The sequence below is a fragment of the Motilimonas sp. E26 genome (assembly GCF_021278025.1).
Lineage (GTDB): Bacteria > Pseudomonadota > Gammaproteobacteria > Enterobacterales > CBDFNC01 > Motilimonas.
Map to the genome: position 1 here is coordinate 24,741 of NZ_JAIBHJ010000004.1, position 18,235 is coordinate 42,975.

At 42.9% G+C, this 18,235-nt stretch carries 19 protein-coding genes and 1 tRNA gene; 16 read left to right on the plus strand and 4 right to left on the minus strand.

Features of this window, described 5'->3' with window-relative positions; translation table 11 throughout:
* Nucleotide 1: 1 nt before the first annotated feature.
* Nucleotides 2-826, minus strand: a complete 825-nt coding sequence (locus K1M91_RS04400) for a FlgO family outer membrane protein (protein WP_232800341.1) — start codon at nt 824-826, stop codon at nt 2-4.
* Between the two features lie 405 nt (nt 827-1,231).
* Here K1M91_RS04400 and K1M91_RS04405 point away from each other — a divergent pair, with 405 nt between their 5' ends.
* Together K1M91_RS04405 and K1M91_RS04410 are read left to right on the plus strand one after the other, a co-directional pair.
* Nucleotides 1,232-2,395 (plus strand): flagellar assembly protein T N-terminal domain-containing protein, encoded by a 1,164-nt coding sequence (locus K1M91_RS04405; RefSeq protein WP_232800342.1) that lies wholly within the window; start codon nt 1,232-1,234, stop codon nt 2,393-2,395.
* Between the two features lie 66 nt (nt 2,396-2,461).
* Nucleotides 2,462-2,538, plus strand: a tRNA-Arg gene (locus K1M91_RS04410).
* Between the two features lie 36 nt (nt 2,539-2,574).
* Here K1M91_RS04410 and K1M91_RS04415 read toward each other — a convergent pair.
* From K1M91_RS04415 to flgA, 3 genes are all read right to left on the minus strand, one after another.
* Nucleotides 2,575-3,021: a flagellar protein FlgN gene (locus K1M91_RS04415; protein ID WP_232800343.1), complete on the minus strand. Its 447-nt coding sequence runs from the start codon at nt 3,019-3,021 to the stop codon at nt 2,575-2,577.
* Entirely contained in the window at nt 3,021-3,341 is a 321-nt protein-coding gene (gene flgM, locus K1M91_RS04420; RefSeq protein WP_232800344.1) for a flagellar biosynthesis anti-sigma factor FlgM, read from the minus strand. Before flgM ends, K1M91_RS04415 begins: the two co-directional genes overlap by 1 nt.
* A 74-nt stretch (nt 3,342-3,415) precedes the next feature.
* On the minus strand, nt 3,416-4,093 hold the full coding sequence (gene flgA, locus K1M91_RS04425) for a flagellar basal body P-ring formation chaperone FlgA (protein WP_232800345.1): 678 nt from the start codon (nt 4,091-4,093) through the stop codon (nt 3,416-3,418).
* A gap of 242 nt (nt 4,094-4,335) precedes the next feature.
* On the opposite strand from flgA, the gene K1M91_RS04430 reads away from it, so the two are divergent.
* The 14 genes from K1M91_RS04430 to K1M91_RS04495 all read left to right on the plus strand — a co-directional run bounded on the left by K1M91_RS04430 (nt 4,336) and on the right by K1M91_RS04495 (nt 18,142).
* Complete coding sequence (locus K1M91_RS04430; protein WP_232800346.1) at nt 4,336-5,253, plus strand: chemotaxis protein CheV; 918 nt, start codon at nt 4,336-4,338, stop codon at nt 5,251-5,253.
* Between the two features lie 31 nt (nt 5,254-5,284).
* Nucleotides 5,285-6,127, plus strand: a complete 843-nt coding sequence (locus K1M91_RS04435) for a protein-glutamate O-methyltransferase (RefSeq protein WP_232800581.1) — start codon at nt 5,285-5,287, stop codon at nt 6,125-6,127.
* 182 nt (nt 6,128-6,309) lie between these two features.
* Nucleotides 6,310-6,705: a flagellar basal body rod protein FlgB gene (flgB, locus tag K1M91_RS04440; RefSeq protein ID WP_232800347.1), complete on the plus strand. Its 396-nt coding sequence runs from the start codon at nt 6,310-6,312 to the stop codon at nt 6,703-6,705.
* A gap of 2 nt (nt 6,706-6,707) precedes the next feature.
* Entirely contained in the window at nt 6,708-7,130 is a 423-nt protein-coding gene (gene flgC, locus K1M91_RS04445) for a flagellar basal body rod protein FlgC (RefSeq protein WP_232800348.1), read from the plus strand.
* Nucleotides 7,131-7,142: 12 nt separating this feature from the next.
* Nucleotides 7,143-7,940, plus strand: a complete 798-nt coding sequence (locus tag K1M91_RS04450) for a flagellar hook assembly protein FlgD (RefSeq protein WP_232800349.1) — start codon at nt 7,143-7,145, stop codon at nt 7,938-7,940.
* 46 nt (nt 7,941-7,986) lie between these two features.
* Nucleotides 7,987-9,318 carry a flagellar hook protein FlgE gene (flgE, locus tag K1M91_RS04455; protein WP_232800350.1) on the plus strand — a complete coding sequence of 444 codons (1,332 nt, stop codon included), beginning with the start codon at nt 7,987-7,989 and terminating at the stop codon, nt 9,316-9,318.
* A gap of 135 nt (nt 9,319-9,453) precedes the next feature.
* Entirely contained in the window at nt 9,454-10,200 is a 747-nt protein-coding gene (flgF, locus tag K1M91_RS04460) for a flagellar basal-body rod protein FlgF (RefSeq protein WP_232800351.1), read from the plus strand.
* Between the two features lie 21 nt (nt 10,201-10,221).
* A complete protein-coding gene (gene flgG, locus K1M91_RS04465) occupies nt 10,222-11,010 on the plus strand; it encodes a flagellar basal-body rod protein FlgG (RefSeq protein ID WP_232800352.1) in 789 nt (262 codons plus the stop codon).
* 25 nt (nt 11,011-11,035) lie between these two features.
* Entirely contained in the window at nt 11,036-11,710 is a 675-nt protein-coding gene (flgH, locus tag K1M91_RS04470) for a flagellar basal body L-ring protein FlgH (RefSeq protein ID WP_232800582.1), read from the plus strand.
* 20 nt (nt 11,711-11,730) lie between these two features.
* A complete protein-coding gene (locus tag K1M91_RS04475; protein WP_232800353.1) occupies nt 11,731-12,828 on the plus strand; it encodes a flagellar basal body P-ring protein FlgI in 1,098 nt (365 codons plus the stop codon).
* Nucleotides 12,829-12,836: 8 nt separating this feature from the next.
* Nucleotides 12,837-13,886, plus strand: coding sequence for a flagellar assembly peptidoglycan hydrolase FlgJ (gene flgJ, locus K1M91_RS04480; RefSeq protein ID WP_232800354.1), 1,050 nt, complete (start codon nt 12,837-12,839; stop codon nt 13,884-13,886).
* A gap of 149 nt (nt 13,887-14,035) precedes the next feature.
* The gene (flgK, locus tag K1M91_RS04485; RefSeq protein WP_232800355.1) at nt 14,036-16,033 is read left to right on the plus strand and encodes a flagellar hook-associated protein FlgK; all 1,998 of its coding nucleotides are present in this window, start codon (nt 14,036-14,038) and stop codon (nt 16,031-16,033) included.
* A 5-nt stretch (nt 16,034-16,038) separates the two neighbouring features.
* A complete protein-coding gene (flgL, locus tag K1M91_RS04490; protein ID WP_232800356.1) occupies nt 16,039-17,262 on the plus strand; it encodes a flagellar hook-associated protein FlgL in 1,224 nt (407 codons plus the stop codon).
* 61 nt (nt 17,263-17,323) lie between these two features.
* Nucleotides 17,324-18,142 (plus strand): flagellin, encoded by an 819-nt coding sequence (locus K1M91_RS04495; protein WP_232800357.1) that lies wholly within the window; start codon nt 17,324-17,326, stop codon nt 18,140-18,142.
* Nucleotides 18,143-18,235 lie beyond the last annotated feature (93 nt).

Below are 18,235 nucleotides of genomic sequence, written 5' to 3' on the forward strand. Positions count from 1 at the left end.
ATTATTTTACAAATTCGACGGTACGACCGTTCACCCCTGAAGGGACGCTGGATCTTTGAATATAGGCATCGTTCTTACCTGCATTTAAGCTGTTTTTAGCACCTATTAATAAGCGATTCGGAATGAAAGCACGTCCTGTAGACTCTACCAGTAAAGTTTGCATATTAATGGTTCTAACGTTCACTACTACACCTTCATCATTACGTGACATGGTGCCAGTGAAAATACGATAAACCGGAATTTTACTACGCAACTGGTCCCACTCTCGGCTAAATACGAAGTCACCTTCAGGAGTTACTTTTATTTTCCCTGTCGTTTTAAAGTCAATGACAGGCACTTCACGAATATGCAGTTCATGAATAAACGCCTCAGAAATTGCCTGCCCGAGCCAATTCGTATTTTGTAAGTCATCAATATTAGATAAAGAAGTGACCGCAATAGGCGTTTTACTCGCGTTAGGATCCCTATTTAGGGCTAGTTGATCGGCTAAAGCACGTATGATGTAGTCAAGCTCGCGCGCGCGGTCGCCCGGCAACATATCAGGTCGCTTCGGCTGAACTTGGCGCCAACTTCGGTATCCCGGAGAGACGTAGCTGCCATAGTATTGCGATTTTGTTTCATTATCAGCATGGCTCGTGGGTAATGTACTTGAACGGACATAAATCGTATTGACTGAGGTTTGTGAATCGGCAGTATATTGCCGACTGTTAGTGGTAATATTTTCCGATGCATTCGGATCGATAATGACAATATCGTTTTTAGGTTGGGTTGCACAGCCAGACATTGTTATGGCGACACAACAGAGACACCAAGCTTGTTTGTTCATTTCATTCCCTCTATCGATCTATCTATAAATAGCTATATCGACTTACATGCTCAATTCTTTAGCTAAATAAAGCTTTAACACTTTAGTGACTACTAACGATGAACATTATGACTTTTGGCTAAATAATTAAAATTTAGGTAAATGTGACTAGTAAGCCCAATGTCTTGCTAACACCTCGGTTAGAAATAAAGCAATAAATGTACCAAGTGCCACAACTGATGTGCTGTTAACAATCTGCAGTAGATTGTTTTGGCCTAAATATTGCTTGCTTATTGCTTTAAGTCTAAATGTCACTTGAAATAGTATTGGCTCTATATTGTTCTCGTACTTGGGCGTTTATTCAATTTGGGCTGTGGTCAATGGTCTTTTATCGACTCGTTTATTTTGTATCAGTGAGGCTGTGTTATGGCTAAGTTTATCTGCATTTTTTGGTTCATTATGGTTACCAGCTCGGCACAAGCGGCATGGTTTGAAGCCCAAGGGCAAGCGCCTATTCTCAATGACGATATAGCTCAAGCTCGGGAAAGTGGTGTGAAAGACGCTGTCAGACAAGCGCTATTGTATGCAGGCGCTTCTATCAAAAGCTTACAGCAACTTGATAATGGCATTTTAGCTAAGGAGCAGTTACAGCTGGCCGGAGAAGGTGAAATTAGAGGCTTGAAAGTAACGAGTGAACGTATTGAAAATGGTTTTATTTATGTTTCCGTTCAAGTAGATGTTTTAGCGAGTGATCAACCTCGCTGTCAGCAACAGCAATATGCCAAATCTTTGGCATTGGTTCGTTTTAAGCTTAGAAATAGAGAGCAAGCAATAAATGGGGGAATATTTCATATTGATAGTGAATTTACAAGCAAGCTTAATAATCTGTTAAGCCTCAATCATAGTGCCTTTGATGTGCGCCAATTCATTAATCAAAATGTTAATTTTAATCCTAATTTACTTGATGCTAGGCACCATGCGGTACGTGATCAAGTCATTGCTATCGCCAGTCGGGCTGATAGTCAGTTTGTGCTGCTGGGGAGTATCGATGATGTTTCCGTTGAGCGAGACAAGAAGCAACCATACGACTTCTTCTTTAAAGAGGCACCAAGAAATTTTTACTTAAGTACTTATTTATTTGATGGTCTATCTGGCGAGTTACTTGACGTTAAACACTATCGTCAGCGCGCAATGTGGACCTATAAAGAGCAAGATATTGTTGATTTATCTTCAAAAAAATTCTGGGATGCTCCCTATGGTCAGCGTTTATTAGCCGTAATGGATGATGTGTTGATTAATACAACCGCTGCGTTGGAGTGTGTTGATACGATGGCAAAAGTTATTGCCGTTCATGATGATAAGGTACAGATTAATCTTGGCAGTAAAAATGGTTTGAAAATTGGTCAAGCTATTCAGTTGTCACATAATGGCAGTTATACGGATCAATTTGGCATTCCACGCTTTCGTCAAGAGAGTAGTGCAATTCATACTAAGGTTATAGAGTTGTATCGGGATTCTGCAGTTTTGCAGGCGTTGGATTCACTGCCAGCGAGTAACATCCAACTCAATGATTTTGCGAATATTAAATAAGCTTCAAGAGCGGCGTATTGAAATAAAAAGTATATTTAATAAAAGGGTTGAGTATAATTATGCCATGCTTCCTTAGCTCAGTAGGATAGAGCGACCCCCTCCTAAGGGGTAGGCCACAGGTTCGACTCCTGTAGGAAGCGCCATATTTGTCTGAACTAATACAGCTAATACAAAGCAGGTTACGCTTTTATGCCTTTACCGAGTAAACTTCCTCCTCTTGCTTGCCCTTTAGCATCGTATGTTAATGAATTAGCTGCTTTGGCCTGGTTGAGCACGCCGGCTAGATGCTGAGTAGTGCGCAAGCTCATTTCAATTAACTCACCATTAACGCTGTTTTGCTGCTGGCATGTAATAAATTGCTGCTTTATTTCATTCAATATTTGCTGCACGTCTTGAGCTGACTGATCTGTTAAAGCACTTGCTTCGGGGTGCTGTTGTATATTGAGATCCTGTTGCTCTATTTGTGCGAGTAAAGATTGTTTATCTTGTACCAACTGGTTAAGCGTATCTGAGTCGCGCTTTATTAGTGCTTGATACTCATCATCTATCACTTTTGCTAATAAGCTAGTGTTGTCAAGTTGCTGTTTTAGCAAAGCTAAAATTGAATCTGAGATTGAGTTAGGCATTAGACACCAAATGATTGACCGAATTTAGCTTCAAATTCTGTCATATTTTTAGCCAACTTGTCTGCATCAATTTTGTATTCACCGTTGAGTATCGCTTTTTTGAGGGTCTCAACACGCTCACGGTTAACCGCTGGCTCTGACGACTGCTTTTTTAAGCTGTTCAATGCTTGTGCCTGTGGCGTTAAAGAAACAGAATCTTTACTTGCAGCCGGTTTACTTGGCGCTTGCTCATTCGCACGAGTCAATTGCTCTTGCTTTTGTTGTTTTTGTTCTACATTAAGGTTGGACCTGTTACCAACGTTGTGCATATTAATAGCCATAATAACAACCTATCTAGATGTAATAATACCGGTATTAGATTTATCGGCAGCGATAGCACTAACTTTAGCAGAAATTATAATTTTACTTCCATTTCGCTTATGCCGGTCACTTTTCCTACCACAACCTTATTCGTCTGGGCGTTTCTAACACGAATGGTATCACCGAGTGAGGCACTATTTATAGCAATACCATTGGTTTTTATCTCAAGGCCACTCACTCTTGCTTTAATCACTACATTATCCCCTTTACAAATAAAACAAACATCACGCATTTTAATTGCGCGACCTTTCGGGATCCTGCGTTTTGCTTTTACGCCATATAACTTGAGTGGATCGGCAACTACATTGCCTCTCAGTGTATAAAGCTCAACAAATGAGATTGTAATGTTTTGGTCTGAAAGAATGGCACCAGGTGCCAGTAACCGTTTAGCGACTACTACAGGAGTCGTTATTTTGACACGAACTTGGACATAAGTGTGCCAAGGGGCGGTATCGCAGGTAATTTTGACCACGGTGTTTTTTCTAACTTGGCCATTTACTATGACGACATCTAGCGGTGCTTCACATTGTGTCAGCGATAATCGATCATCCAATGGCGTTGCTTGGATGTCTACTTTGCCATTGGCGGGTGACTGAATTTGTGCTGCAACTTCATCTTCTGCCATCTTTTCTATCAATATATGGTAATTAGGGCTAGCAAAAGCCTGATAAATACCTAAACTGCATAATAAAATAAAAATCCGATTCAGCATTTTGCTCCTAGCATTGATATAAGGTTTGGTGTCAAAAAATCAGTATATTAGGTTTAATTTCTCAACCTAGTGCGAAAATAGGGTTTAAACTTAACTCATGCAATTTGCTCATTGCAACTAAACACAATTAAGCATGAGCGTTTGGATACACATTTGCAAACTTGCAATAGCGATGCCATTGCAAGGTAGGTGTATCGAGCAGAACGAATGCAGAAGCGATTGAATTATAAACGGAGACAGTTATGGCAGGATTACTTGATTCGGTAAACCAGCGTACCCAGCTTGTAGGACAAAACCGATTAGAACTATTACTATTTAAACTGGTGGGGCGCCAACGTTACGGTATCAACGTATTTAAGGTAAAAGAAGTACTGCAATGCCCGCCATTGACTTCCATGCCAAAACTACACCCAGTTGTTCGGGGTGTCGCTCACATTCGTGGTAAAACGATCTCAGTGATCGATCTTAGTTTGGCAACAGGTGGCCGACCAATTGAAGACTTGTCTAAGTGCTTTATTATCATTTCTGAATATAACCGTTCAGTGCAAGGTTTCTTGGTTAATTCTGTTGAACGTATTATTAATATGAATTGGGAGGCAATTATGCCGCCACCGCAGGGCGCAGGGCGCTTTAGTTACCTGACTGCGGTTACAGAGGTTGACAATGAGTTAGTAGAAATTATTGACGTAGAGAAAATTTTGGACCAAATTTCTCCAGTTAATACGGATGTCAGTGAGTCACTTAAAACACCAGATACCAGTGAAAAAATTCATGGTCGGAAAATCTTAGTTGCAGATGATTCTAGTGTGGCACGTAATCAAGTGAAAAAAGCGGTGACATCGTTAGGTGTAGAATGCTTACTGGCTAAAGATGGGCGTGAAGCTTTGGTCATGCTGAAAGAGATGGCGAAAGATGGGCCTATTACCGATCAAATAGCATTAGTTATTTCTGATATAGAAATGCCAGAAATGGATGGCTATACCCTTACGGCTGAAATTAGAGCTACACCAGCACTAAAGGGACTGCATATTATCTTGCATACTTCTTTAAGCGGCGTTTTCAATCAAGCTATGGTTAATAAAGTTGGTGCAAATAATTTTATTGCCAAGTTTAATCCTGATGAACTAGCGACTGCGGTGAAAGAAGCGGTGAACAGTTAAATATTAAAAGGGCATTAATTTGACTGCAAAAATGTTGTCTGATGAAGTATATAAACAATTTTCTGACTTTTTAGAAGTACAGTGTGGGATTGTTTTAGGGGCAAATAAACAATATTTGGTGAAGAGTAGGCTATCGCCGTTATTAAGCCAATATAAGGTCGATTCATTACCTGAGTTAATTCAGCGTTCAATGAGTTTTCGTGAACGAGACTTGCGAGCCTCTGTTATTGATGCCATGACAACAAATGAAACGCTGTGGTTTCGTGATACTTACCCATTCCAATTGTTAGTTGATAAGCTTTACCCAGACTTAAGTGCGAATAAAAGACCACTTAAAATATGGTCTGCCGCATCATCTTCAGGCCAAGAGCCGTATTCCATTGCGATGTCGACACTTGAATACCAAATGAAAAAGCCTGGCGCAATGCCGCAAGGCGTACAGATATTGGGCACGGATATATCGAGTGCGATGCTGGAGCATTGTAAAAAAGGTGAGTACGACTCTTTAGCCTTAGCTAGAGGTTTATCGCCGGAACGCAAACGACAGTTTTTTGAGGCGGTTAATGACGGCTCTGGTCGCATGAGGGTGTCAGAAAGAGTCAAAAAATTGGCTTCTTTTCGTTCGTTTAACTTACTTGATAGTTACACTCTGCTTGGTAAATTTGACATTATTTTTTGTCGTAACGTGTTGATTTATTTTTCACCTGAAGTTAAATCGAAAATCCTTAATCAATTTGCTGGCGCCCTTAATCCTGGCGGCTATTTAATGCTGGGGGCGTCTGAATCATTAACCGGTTTAACCGACAGGTTTGAAATGCAACGTTGTAATCCCGGTATTGTATATAAGCTGAAGGCTCCCGAGCCTAGGCGCTAACTCGACCAATAAAAAGCGGCAAGTTGCCGCTTTTTTTATGGCAAACTTTTTCCCTCTGCTAGACCTTGTTGTCCTTCCATACCGCTAATGACTGCTGTTTATCAGTTAAAAGTTAATAAAAACCTATATTAAAACTTGGCACATGAATTGCTTTGTATATCCCTAGTTAGGCAGGAGGATATATGGCCATTAATTTTGAAAAAGCATTAGGCATACATCAGTATACGTTAGGCATTAGATCTAAGCGCTCTGAAATGCTGGCAAGTAACATTGCCAATGCCGATACACCTAATTATAAGGCAAGAGATATTAGCTTCTCTGATGCCCTTGCTGCCGCGAAATCAGGGAGTCAGTTTTCACTTGAGAAAACGAATACTAGGCACTTCACTATGCAATCAGATTTACAGCCGGGTATTAAATTCAGACAGCCGAATCAGCCTGACACAGGCGACGGTAACACCGTAGATGTTCAGGTTGAGCGAAATCAATTTATGCAAAACTCAATGGAGTATCAAGCGAGTCTGAGTTTTCTAAACAGTAAGATCGCCTCTCTCAGAAAAGCCATTAAAGGACAATAATTATGAGCTTATTTAGAGTGTTAGATGTTTCTGCTTCGGGGATGAGCGCTCAATCTGTACGGTTGAACACCACCGCGAGTAACTTGGCGAACGCCAATAGTGTCAGTAGCAGTGTCGATAAAACCTACCGTGCTCGTAGTCCTGTTTTTGCTGCTGAATTAAGCAAGGCTCAAGGTCAGCAAAGTGCGAATGTGAAAGTAAAGGTGCTTGGTATTGTTGAAAGTGATGCGCCATTAACACGTGAATACCTACCTAATCATCCAATGGCAGACGACAACGGCTTTATCTACCGATCCAATGTGAATGTGGTGGAGGAGATGGCCAATATGATGAGTGCTTCTCGCTCATATCAGACTAATGTACAGATAGCTGATGCGGCAAAACAAATGCTATCAAAAACACTTCAACTTGGTAAAAGCCAGTAAAGGAGGCATTAAATGAGTAGCGTAAATAATGTCTCGACCAGCAACTTATATTGGGAAGAGAAAAGCATTACCGATAAGGCCGCTGAAGCGAATAAAAAAGAGCTTGATCAAGAAGACTTTTTTTCGCTCTTATCACAGCAACTTGCTTATCAAGACCCTTTTAAGCCGGTTGATAATGCGCAAATGGTGGCACAAATGGCGTCGTTTACCACAGCAGAAGGTATTGCTGATATGGGGAAGCAGTTTGAGAGCATGAACTCAATTATGAGTTCAACTCAAGCGCTACAGGCTTCCGGTTTAGTTGGACGAAATGTACTCGTTCCCACTGATGAAGGACACCTCGCCAAAAATAAAGCATTAGAAGGTGTCGCCATTTCTGGTCAGCCAATGAAGAACTTGACCGTGCGCATTGAAGATGAAAAAGGTAATTTAGTTAGAGTTATTAAAATGGATGATCAACCTGCTGGCAATGTGCGCTATAGCTGGGATGGCAAGAATGAAGCCGGCGAATTAATGCCGCCTGGCAACTATAAAGTGAAAGCAAATGCCCGAGTAAATGGTGAGAGTACGGATTTACCTACTGCTAATTATGCACACGTTGAAAGTGTCAGCTTGGCTGGTGGAACTAACGGTGTGGTATTAAATTTGCAGGGGATAGGAAGTGTGATGTTGTCTGATGTTCTTGAGGTATCTCAGACGGCGGGTAACTTACCAGTGACGCCTCCCACTGTACCCTCGGAGGCTGATGATAATGCTGGGGAGAGTGTAGAGCAGGTAGCAGCAAGACTTAAAGAGCAATTGGGTGCTTAATAATGATAACTCAATTGCCATCAAAGAATGATAAAGGAGAGTAGTTATGTCTTTTAATATTGCACTTAGCGGCATTAATGCAGCGCAAAAAGACCTTGATGTTACCGCTAATAACATAGCTAACGTCAACACATTTGGTTTCAAAGAATCACGAGCAGAGTTTGCCGATGTTTACGCTACATCGATTTTTTCGAATGGTAAAACGGCTACGGGTAATGGGGTTAAAACAGCTCAAGTTGCTCAGCAGTTCCATCAAGGTAGTTTACTCACAACCCAAAACTCTCTCGATATGGCAATTGGTGGGGAAGGCTTCTTTGTAACAGCAGAAGATCCGACAACATTAACCCGCAATTTCACTCGTGCTGGCGCATTTAATTTAAACTCAGAAAACTATGTTGTTAACGCTAGTGGTCAGTTTTTACAAGCTTACCCTGTTGATTCAAACGGTAACCCATCTTCTGTGAGTATGGCGGCAACGCGGCCATTGCAAATCAGTACAAGTGTTGGTTCGCCCACCCAAACCGATCAGGTTGATATGACGTTTAATTTACCATCGGGTGGTACAGAGCATGATATTGGCGACTTTGACCCAGGTAATCCTGATACCTACACGTCATCAACTTCTGTTACAACTTATGATTCTTTAGGCGAACCTCATGTCGCCCAAACTTATTTCATCAAACGTACGCCAGATCCTGTCGGCCCGCCAGTAATCGCTGAAAACTCTTGGGATGTGGTCACTTATGTTGATAAAAAGCCCGTTGATATTGCTGGCGGTACGGCTAATGTTGCTAATGCGAGTAACCCGAATACAACTATACCAACATCGGCCCGTATGGTATTTGGAACCGATGGTGAATTAGATCCAGGAACACCAGTGTCCCCATTACCTATTACTACGGTTGCTTTGGGGTCAACTAATGGCGCAGATCCCACTCAGACCGTGACATTTAATTTTAATAATCCAACACAATTTGGTGCTGCTTTTGAAGTGTCTGCGTTGTCACAAAATGGCTCAACAGTCGGTAAATTGACAGGGATAGACATCGCAACTGATGGCTTAGTGAAGGCGACGTTTAGTAATGGCTCTACCGTATATATGGGTAAAGTTGCGATTGCAAAATTTAATAACACTCAAGGGTTAGCGCAGATTGGCGACACGTCATGGCAAGCGACGCAAAACTCAGGTGAGCCTATTGCCGGTGAGGGTAACTCGGGTACCTTTGGTAAAATCAATTCATCGAACTTAGAGCAATCTAACGTTAATTTATCGACTGAGTTAGTGGATTTGATCAGCGCACAGCGAAACTTCCAAGCTAACTCACGGGCGTTGGAAGTGAACAGTACCTTGCAGCAAACTATTCTACAGATCAGGTAACCAGGATTCCTCTCCTTGATTAGGCCACGAAAGTGGCCTTTTTTTATCCCATTTTGCTTATTTATTATTTTTGGCATTGTGTTTGCATTAACCTAGTTAAGGCATTAGTGCCAGAGAATTGACTAAGGTAAGCAGATGGACAATTTATTGTATATCGCCATGTCAGGCGCCAAAGAAAACATGAACGGGATTGCCGTACGCGGCAACAACCTTGCAAATGTGAATACCACTGCGTTTAAATCAGACTTGGAGCAAGCGCGCTCGATGCAAGCCTTTGGTCCTGGTTTACCAACGCGAGTATTTTCTTTAACAGAAGTGACCTCACAAAACTTTGAGCCTGGCCCACTGCAAACAACAGGTAATAACTTGGACTTAGCAATCGATGGCCAAGGTTGGATTGCAGTGCAAAACCCTGCGGGTGAAGAAATGTACACCCGTAACGGAAAGCTGACTATTGATGTCACTGGTGAACTAAAAGACATGAAAGGTAATTCGGTGCTTGGCATTAATGGTACGCCGATTATATTCCCGCTGCCGTTAGAAAAGATTGAAATTAGTCGTGATGGTATGGTGGAAATTCGCCCTGAAGGCGCACCGCCAAATGCGATGGAAGAATTGGGTATGATTAAAACGGTCAACCCAGATGTTAAAGATCTAATGCGTGGTGAAGATGGTTTTTTTCGCCGCGCAGATGGCCAACCTGAGCCTGCGGCATTGGGGGTTGAAGTGGTACAAGGTGCGCTAGAGGGCTCCAATGTTAACGCCGCCAGCGAAATGACCAGTTTAATGAACTTACAGCGTCAATTTGAGATGCAAATCAAAATGATGAAAACAGCAGAAGATATTGACCGCGCGTCAGACAGCTTACTGCGCATTATCTAATAATTTTTACTAGGAGGCTTTATGCATCCCGCTCTATGGATAAGTAAAACAGGGTTAGATTCGCAGCAAGTTAATGTTGCGACCATTTCTAATAACTTGGCAAATGCCAGTACCGTGGGCTTCAAAAAGAGCCGCGCCATATTTGAAGATTTGTTATATCAAACCATCAATCAACCAGGTGGTCGTTCGTCGCAAGACACTAAATTACCCTCTGGCTTAATGGTCGGCTCTGGTTCAAAAGTAGTGGCAACCCAAAAAAACTTTGAGCAAGGCAATATTTTAACCACTGACAACTCTCTCGATATGATGATCGATGGCCGTGGTTTTTTTGAAATATTAATGCCCGATGGCACCACTTCTTACACTCGCAATGGTCAATTTATGCTCAATGATGAAGGGACAATTGTGACACCAGGAGCAGGCTATCCGTTGCAGCCTGAGATTCAAGTGCCGCAAGATGCGCAATCCATTACCGTGTCACAAGATGGTGAAGTGTCGGTGCAAGTACCGGGGCAAGCAGAGCCACAAGTCGTTGGTCAGTTAAATCTGTCGGACTTTGTTAACCCCTCTGGTCTTGAACCCATAGGTCAAAACTTGTACTTAGAAACGGGTTCAAGTGGTGCGCCACTACAAGGTATTCCGGGTAATGATGGTATTGGCTCTGTTGTGCAAGGTGCACTGGAAACATCAAACGTCAATGTCACCGAAGAGCTGGTTAACCTAATTGAAAGTCAGCGAGTTTATGAAATGAACTCGAAGGTGATTAAATCCGTTGACGAAATGTTGTCATTTGTTAGTCAGCAGTTGTAAGGAGAGAGTCATGAATCTATCAACCATAAAGCAAATCACAGTATCTTTATTTGTCTTATCTTTGGCAGCTTGTACCTCTTTGCCTAATGATCCGGTTAAAAATGATCCTGAATTTGCGCCGGTTATCCCAGAAGATCCCGAAACACAAGTGGTGCAAACGGGATCCTTATTTCAAGAAAAATACGCGAACAATTTATACTCTGATATCAAGGCGCACCGTGTCGGCGATATCATTACGGTTAATTTAGAAGAGTCAACTTCAGCGAAAAAGAAAGCTAAATCTGGTTTAGATAAAAGCAATAGTTTTAACCTTGACCAGGTTACGATCCCAGGTGGTGTAGCTAAAATTGGCGGTAATCCGATTGAACTTGGACTGGGGCAAACCAGCGCCTTTAGCGGGCAAGGACAAGCTGACCAAAGTAACAGCTTGAACGGTAATATCTCGGTTAATGTGGTGAAAGTGCTTAGCAACGGCAACCTTGTGGTACGAGGTGAGAAGTGGATCATGCTCAATAACGGTGATGAATTTGTGCGCCTAACGGGGATTGTACGAGCGGAAGATGTCTCCAGTGATAATACGGTTTCATCAATGCGTATAGCTAATGCACGCATTCAATATGGCGGTACTGGTGATTTTGCCAACACTCAGCGTCAGGGGTGGTTAACCAAATTCTTCAACGGCCCATACTGGCCACTATAGATTAAGTGAAGGAATAGATTATGAAACGCTTACTCGCAATATTTACCTTCAGTGCACTATTGTTTAGCTTCAATAGCCAAGCGGTGAGGATAAAAGATGTTTCCTCTGTTGAAGGGGTTCGCTCTAACCAATTGGTAGGTTACGGTTTAGTGGTTGGCTTACCTGGCACAGGTGAAAAAAGCAGTGCGTTTTCAGAGCAGTCTTTTGCCACTATGCTACGTAACTTTGGTATTAATGTACCTCAGGGCGTAAAACTTAAAATAAAAAATGTTGCCCCTGTGGCGATCACTGCTGAACTACCCGCTTTCACTAAACCTGGTCAAAAAATTGACGTAACTGTGTCTGCTATAGGTGAAGCAAAAAGCTTACGTGGCGGTGAATTATTACAAACTTTTCTAAAAGGGGTGGATGGTAACGTTTATGCCCTTGCACAAGGTAGTTTAGTGGTAGGTGGTTTAGGCGCCGAAGGGGCTGATGGCTCAAAAGTCGTTATCAATACGCCAACCGTTGGTCGTATTTCTAATGGTGCGATTGTTGAACGTGAGATCGCTTCTCCCTTTGGCAATGGTGATTACCTCACTTTCAACTTAAATAGACCTGATTTTAGCACCGCTAAACGTATGGCGGATACCATCAATCAGCTAGTTGGCCCAAATACTGCAAAGCCAATGGATGCGACGTCGGTCCGTGTTTATGCGCCAAGAGATATCTCGCAACGTGTGTCTTATCTTGCAACGTTAGAGAATTTAGACTTTGAGCCTGCGTCAGAAAGTGCCAAAGTAATAGTGAACTCACGCACTGGTACCATTGTTATTGGTAAAGATGTTCGTTTATTGCCAACAGCCATTACTCACGGTGGTATCACGGTGACTATCGCAGAAGCGCAGACTGCGTCACAGCCTAATGCATTAGCGGGTGGTGAAACAGTTGTGACAGATAACAGTACAATTAATGTCACTCAAGAAGACAGTCGTATGTTTAAGTTTGATACTGGCGTGAGTTTAGACCAGTTGGTTCGTGCGGTGAACCAAGTCGGTTTAGCACCGGGTGACTTAATGGCAATTTTAGAAGCCTTAAAGCAAGCCGGCGCGCTGCAAGGTGAGTTAATTATTATCTAGGCGGTAACATGGATAAACTAGGCGCAAGCAATATACAACCCAGCACGTATTACGATGTGCAAAGCTTAAACTCATTGCGTGAAGCCGCGCAAAAAGATGAGAAGGGTGCACTATCAGAAGTGGCCAAGCAATTTGAAGCTATGTTCACTGGGATGTTAATTAAAAGCATGCGCCAAGCAAACGAAGCGTTTGAAACCGACAGTCCATTTAATAATCGTCACACTAAGTTTTATCAGCAAATGCAAGATCAGCAGCTATCCCTGGAATTAAGCCAGTCGGGTACCATGGGCTTAGCTGAGGTGTTAACACGACAACTTGATCCCAGTTATGGCCACACCAAGCGCGAAGAGGGTGAGCCACTCAATATGCCAGGGCGCCAAACTTTTGCCACCGTGATGAAAGATAGCACCCCTGACGCTTTCAGTGTGCCAGCGCGACGCAGTGTTTCTAATCATGGCCCATTGCCGTTATCACCGTCTTCCATTTTACCTTCTTCTCATGATGTAAAAGCGCTCGCAGCTTCAAGTCGCGCACTAGAGCAGGCGTTATCAGAGGCGGATTTACTAAAAATTGAAGCGAGTAAGGCGGCTAAATTTGATGGCCCAGAATCTTTTGTGCAGTCGTTATTACCTTTTGCCAAAAAAGCGGCGCAGGCACTTGGCGTGAGCCCAACTATTTTGGTGGCACAGGCGGCTCTTGAAACGGGGTGGGGTAAAAAGGTTATTCAAACCATGAATAATGATTCTAGCTTTAACTTGTTTAACATTAAGGCGGACCGTCGCTGGGAAGGCAAACACACGAATAAAGACACGTTAGAATACTACGATGGGGTAGCAGTGAAAGAGCGCGCTAAGTTTCGCGTTTATCAAGATTTTGAACAAAGCTTTAGCGATTATGTGCAGTTTTTACAGCAAAACCCACGCTACCAACATGCTCTTAAAACCACTGATGATCCCGAGCGTTTTATGCGTCAGCTACAAAAAGCCGGCTATGCCACCGATCCTCGCTACGCCGATAAAGTGATGAGCGTGCTAAAACGCGTCGAATCACACATTTAATACAGCGTATTATGCGGCAAAAGGTTGCCGCCGTTTCCTAGTCTACTATATTACTCGCTATATATAATTGGCATAATTAATGCATTGCTAGAACAAGTGATTGTTTTCCGTCGGTGTCCGTTTCGGGCATGGAAGAAACTGAGGTTGTTATGGCAGATCTATTACAAATTGGCACATCAGGCATTAATGCGTTTCAGCGCATGTTGGCGACCACAGGTAATAATATTTCAAATATTAATACTGAGGGTTATACCCGCCAGCGCAATATAGCCGTTTCCGATCAGTTTAATGCCGGGGTGTCAGGTATTGTTGATCGTCGTGTGTTAGACCAATTTGCTCAAAGTGAAATGCGCCGCGACACCAGTATAAATGCCTATGCTCAAGCGTTAAGTTTTGAGCTACAGCGTACCGACGCTATGATGAGCGATAAGGCGAATAACTTAGGCACCGCCTTTGATTCGACCTACCAATCTGTTCATACCGCCAATGACGATCCCACTTCCCTTGATACACGCCAGCTGATGTTAGGCGAGCTTAAATCGTTGATCAGCACTTATAACATGCTAGCTAAGAATTACAGCGAGCAAGAGAAAACGGTTAATAAAGAAATTGGTACAGAAGTTTCTGAAATTAACGCCTTAATTAAAAACGTCGGTGAACTCAATAAAGAAGTAATGCAAGCCAATAACTTGCCCGGTGGTGCATCGGGCGCGTTACTCGATCATCGTGATGAGGCTATACGCTTGCTTGCTGAAAAAGTCGATATCAATGTTATTGACGGTAAAAGTGGTGCAGTGCAGGTAATGTTGCGTAACGGTGATCCGTTAGTGACGGGAATTGAATATTCACAATTTCAGGTTGTTAACGGTAACCCCGATGGCCGAAAAAGTGATTTAGAGTATTCTATTGCGGGCGTTAGTGCTGGCATTAACGGCACCAAAGCAGGTGGTAAATTGGCCGCTTTGTTTGATTTTCGCGATCAAGAAATAGGCAAAGTTAGGAATAGTATGGGGCAGTTGGCCATTGCTATCACGGATGCATTTAATACTCAAAACCGCTTAGGGATGGATTTAGATGGCAATATTGGTGGCGATATTTTTCAGCTACCTACCACAACTTCGCATAATTACGCCAGTAATTCTGATACCTCAAAAGGGATTACTAGTAGTTTTTTACCCGGCTTAGGCAGTGCCGTTACGGCTGCTGACTACGAAGTGCGGATGACTGGTGCCAATAGTTTTGAAGTTTATGCGCTAGAGAATGGACAACGCAGCCTTATCCCCGCTGGGGATATAGTAGGGGCATTGCCAGGCAGTATTGAAATTCCAAGCCACGGTCTTAAATTCGATTTTGATCCGCCGCCATATGTGGCAGGAGACAAATTTTTAGTACAGCCTACCCGTGATGCTGCCGACTTAATTGATATCAGCATGGTGCGCCCTGAAGAGCTAGCGTTGGCGTCACCTATTCGAGTGGATGCGAGTGCTAGCAATACCAGTAAAGCCCATATTGAATTAGAAGGGGTAACGGCAACCGATACCTATGCTTTTAACGCAACGACGGGGCTAACTGCTGCTGCGCCGCAGCAGGTATTGATAAATACCTCTGGCGGTAACATCGTTTATGAAATCTATGACGGCAATAGCCCCGCAAATTTACTGGGTAGTGTGACGAGTCCTCCTGGCACTGGAGAGAACCTGTTAGCGAACGCTGTGCCAGCTATTACGGATCCCGGCTATGAGATTAGCCTAACGGGGAACCCGCTTCATGGCGAGACATTCTCAATTGGATTTAACGACAACGGCTTTGCTGATAATAGTAACGGCCTAAAAATGGCAGATTTACAAAACCAAAGCCTAATGCGTAAAAATGTCGTCGCATCAGGCGACAATTTAATGACGCTACATGAAGGGTTTTCCCGTATGCAATCAAGTATTGGTGAGCGTACCGGTAATGCCATTGTTGCCGCTCAAGCCTCGGTGGCCAAACTTGATCAAAGCACTAATTGGCATGAAAGCGTGTCGGGTGTAAATCTTGATGAAGAGGCTTCTAATTTATTGAAATTCCAGCAGTCTTATAGCGCTGCAGCGCAAATTGTCAGTGCTGCTAGGGCCACCTTTGATACCTTATTGAATGCGGCGAGGTAATATTCATGCGTATCTCAACCAACCAGATTTTTCATGCTAGCACTGCCAATATGGCCAGTAGCACCAGCAATATAGTCAAGACCCAACATCAACTTACTAGTGGTGAGCGCTACCAATTGGCGTCTGAAGACCCGACTGGTTTTGCCAAAACCAACCGTTTATCGGAAGTGATTGAAGCCAATAAGCAATACATTAAAAACTCGACACTGGTTACGGGGGGCCTAAGTGTCGAAGAGTCGACACTAGATAAAATTCAAATTGCGATTGATAGGGCGCGCACATTAGCGATCACAGTGAATAACGGTACTTTATCGAGCAAAGAGCGCGCTTCGATTGCAACGGAGGTTGAGGGGTTACAAAGCGAAATTTATGATTTGATGAATGCGCGCAACGCCAGTGGTGATTTTATTTTCTCCGGCAGCCAGTCGAATATGCAGGCTTTTGCTAAAAATCCTGCAACAGGGCGCTATGTATTTCAAGGAGATGGCGTCACTAATCAAATCCAAATTTCACCGAGTGTATTTGTACAACAAGGTGACTCTGGCCTAGATATTTTTGAAAAAGTGCCTGCACGCTATACCGCAACTGGTGTTCCTTCAGCGGGAACCATTAAGGTGGAAATTACTGCGCAAGAGCAATTTGATAATTATCACAAAGCAAGCTATGACTTTGCTAATCCGGCGAATAGTCAGCTGAATGTCGTCACGACCCCAGGTGCTCCAGATACCTTCGTTATTCTTGACGCTAGTAATAACCCATTGACTCCACCCATAAGCGGCAACTTTGTGCCAGGACAAGCCATTGAGTTTGCCGGTATGGCAATAACTTTAGACGGCGTTGCAGGCACGACTGCGCAGATCGACCTCGATCCTCCTAGTAATGAAAACGTCTTGAATCATTTAGAAGATTTTAAAAATGCATTGAAAGATCCAACTGTTGATCAAGCTGATTTGCAGCCTATTTTAAAAGACGTAACGGTTGGTTTAAAGAATTCAGCTGATTCAATTTTAGGTGTTATAGGGGAGATAGGTTCTCGCATCAACACCATGAAACGTGTCGAAGCATCTAACAGCTCATTTGATATTTTAAACCAAGAAGCAAGGGCGCGCTTATCAGAAACTGATTACGCAGAAGCCTCAGCTAAACTCGCGCAACAAGAGATGGCAATGCAAGTTGCGTATTCCACTTTTAATAAAGTCACTAGTTTGTCGTTATTCGATTACGTTTGATTGTTAAAAGTGGCATACATGTTGCATTTTTATCAGTGTTGTAAATCATGGAGATAAAAAAATGGCACTATATGTAAATACCAACGTTGCGTCTCTAAACTCGCAACGAAACTTAACTAAAGCGAGTAATGAATTAGGTACTTCTTTTACTCGTTTATCTTCTGGCCTTAGGATTAACAGTGCAAAAGATGACGCAGCTGGCTTACAAATAGGCACACGTCTTCAAACGCAGGTTAACGGTTTAAATCAAGGCGCTCGAAATGCAAATGATGGTATTTCCCTCGCCCAGACTGCTGAAGGTGCATTGGATGAAACGACTAATATGCTACAGCGTATGCGTGTATTAGCTTTGCAGTCAGCCAATGGCTCTAATACAACTTCAGACCGTGCGGCTTTGAATAAAGAGTATACTGAGCTGCAAAATGAAATAAACCGTGTCGCGTCAACAACCACTTTTGGTGGTGTGACATTACTTGATGGTACGTATACTGCCGCTTTCCAGGTTGGTCCAGATGCAAACCAAACCATTACCGTGCGTGTTAGTGTCTCGATGGATGCGACTACTTTGGGGGTTACGGCCGGTATTTCGACTGCAGCTAATGCACAAACGGCAATTGCCGATTTAAGTTCAGCGCTGGCGAATGTGAACGATCAGCGAGCTGATTTGGGTGCTAAGCAAAACCGTTTTTCATCTACTATCCGCAACTTAACAAATATCGCAGAAAATGTATCGGCGTCAAAGTCGCGTATTATGGATGCCGATTTTGCTGAGGAATCAGCAGCGATGGCTAGAAATACGGTGATGCAGCAAGCTGCAAGCACTATGTTGTCACAAGCTAATCAACAACCACAAATTGCATTATCACTTCTAAATGGGTGAGGAGTGATCCTCAGCCCCATTTTTTGGGGCTTTTCCCTTTTTATCCCTTCTATATTATCTTCTATTATTTTCATTAATCACTTGCTTTTCCCT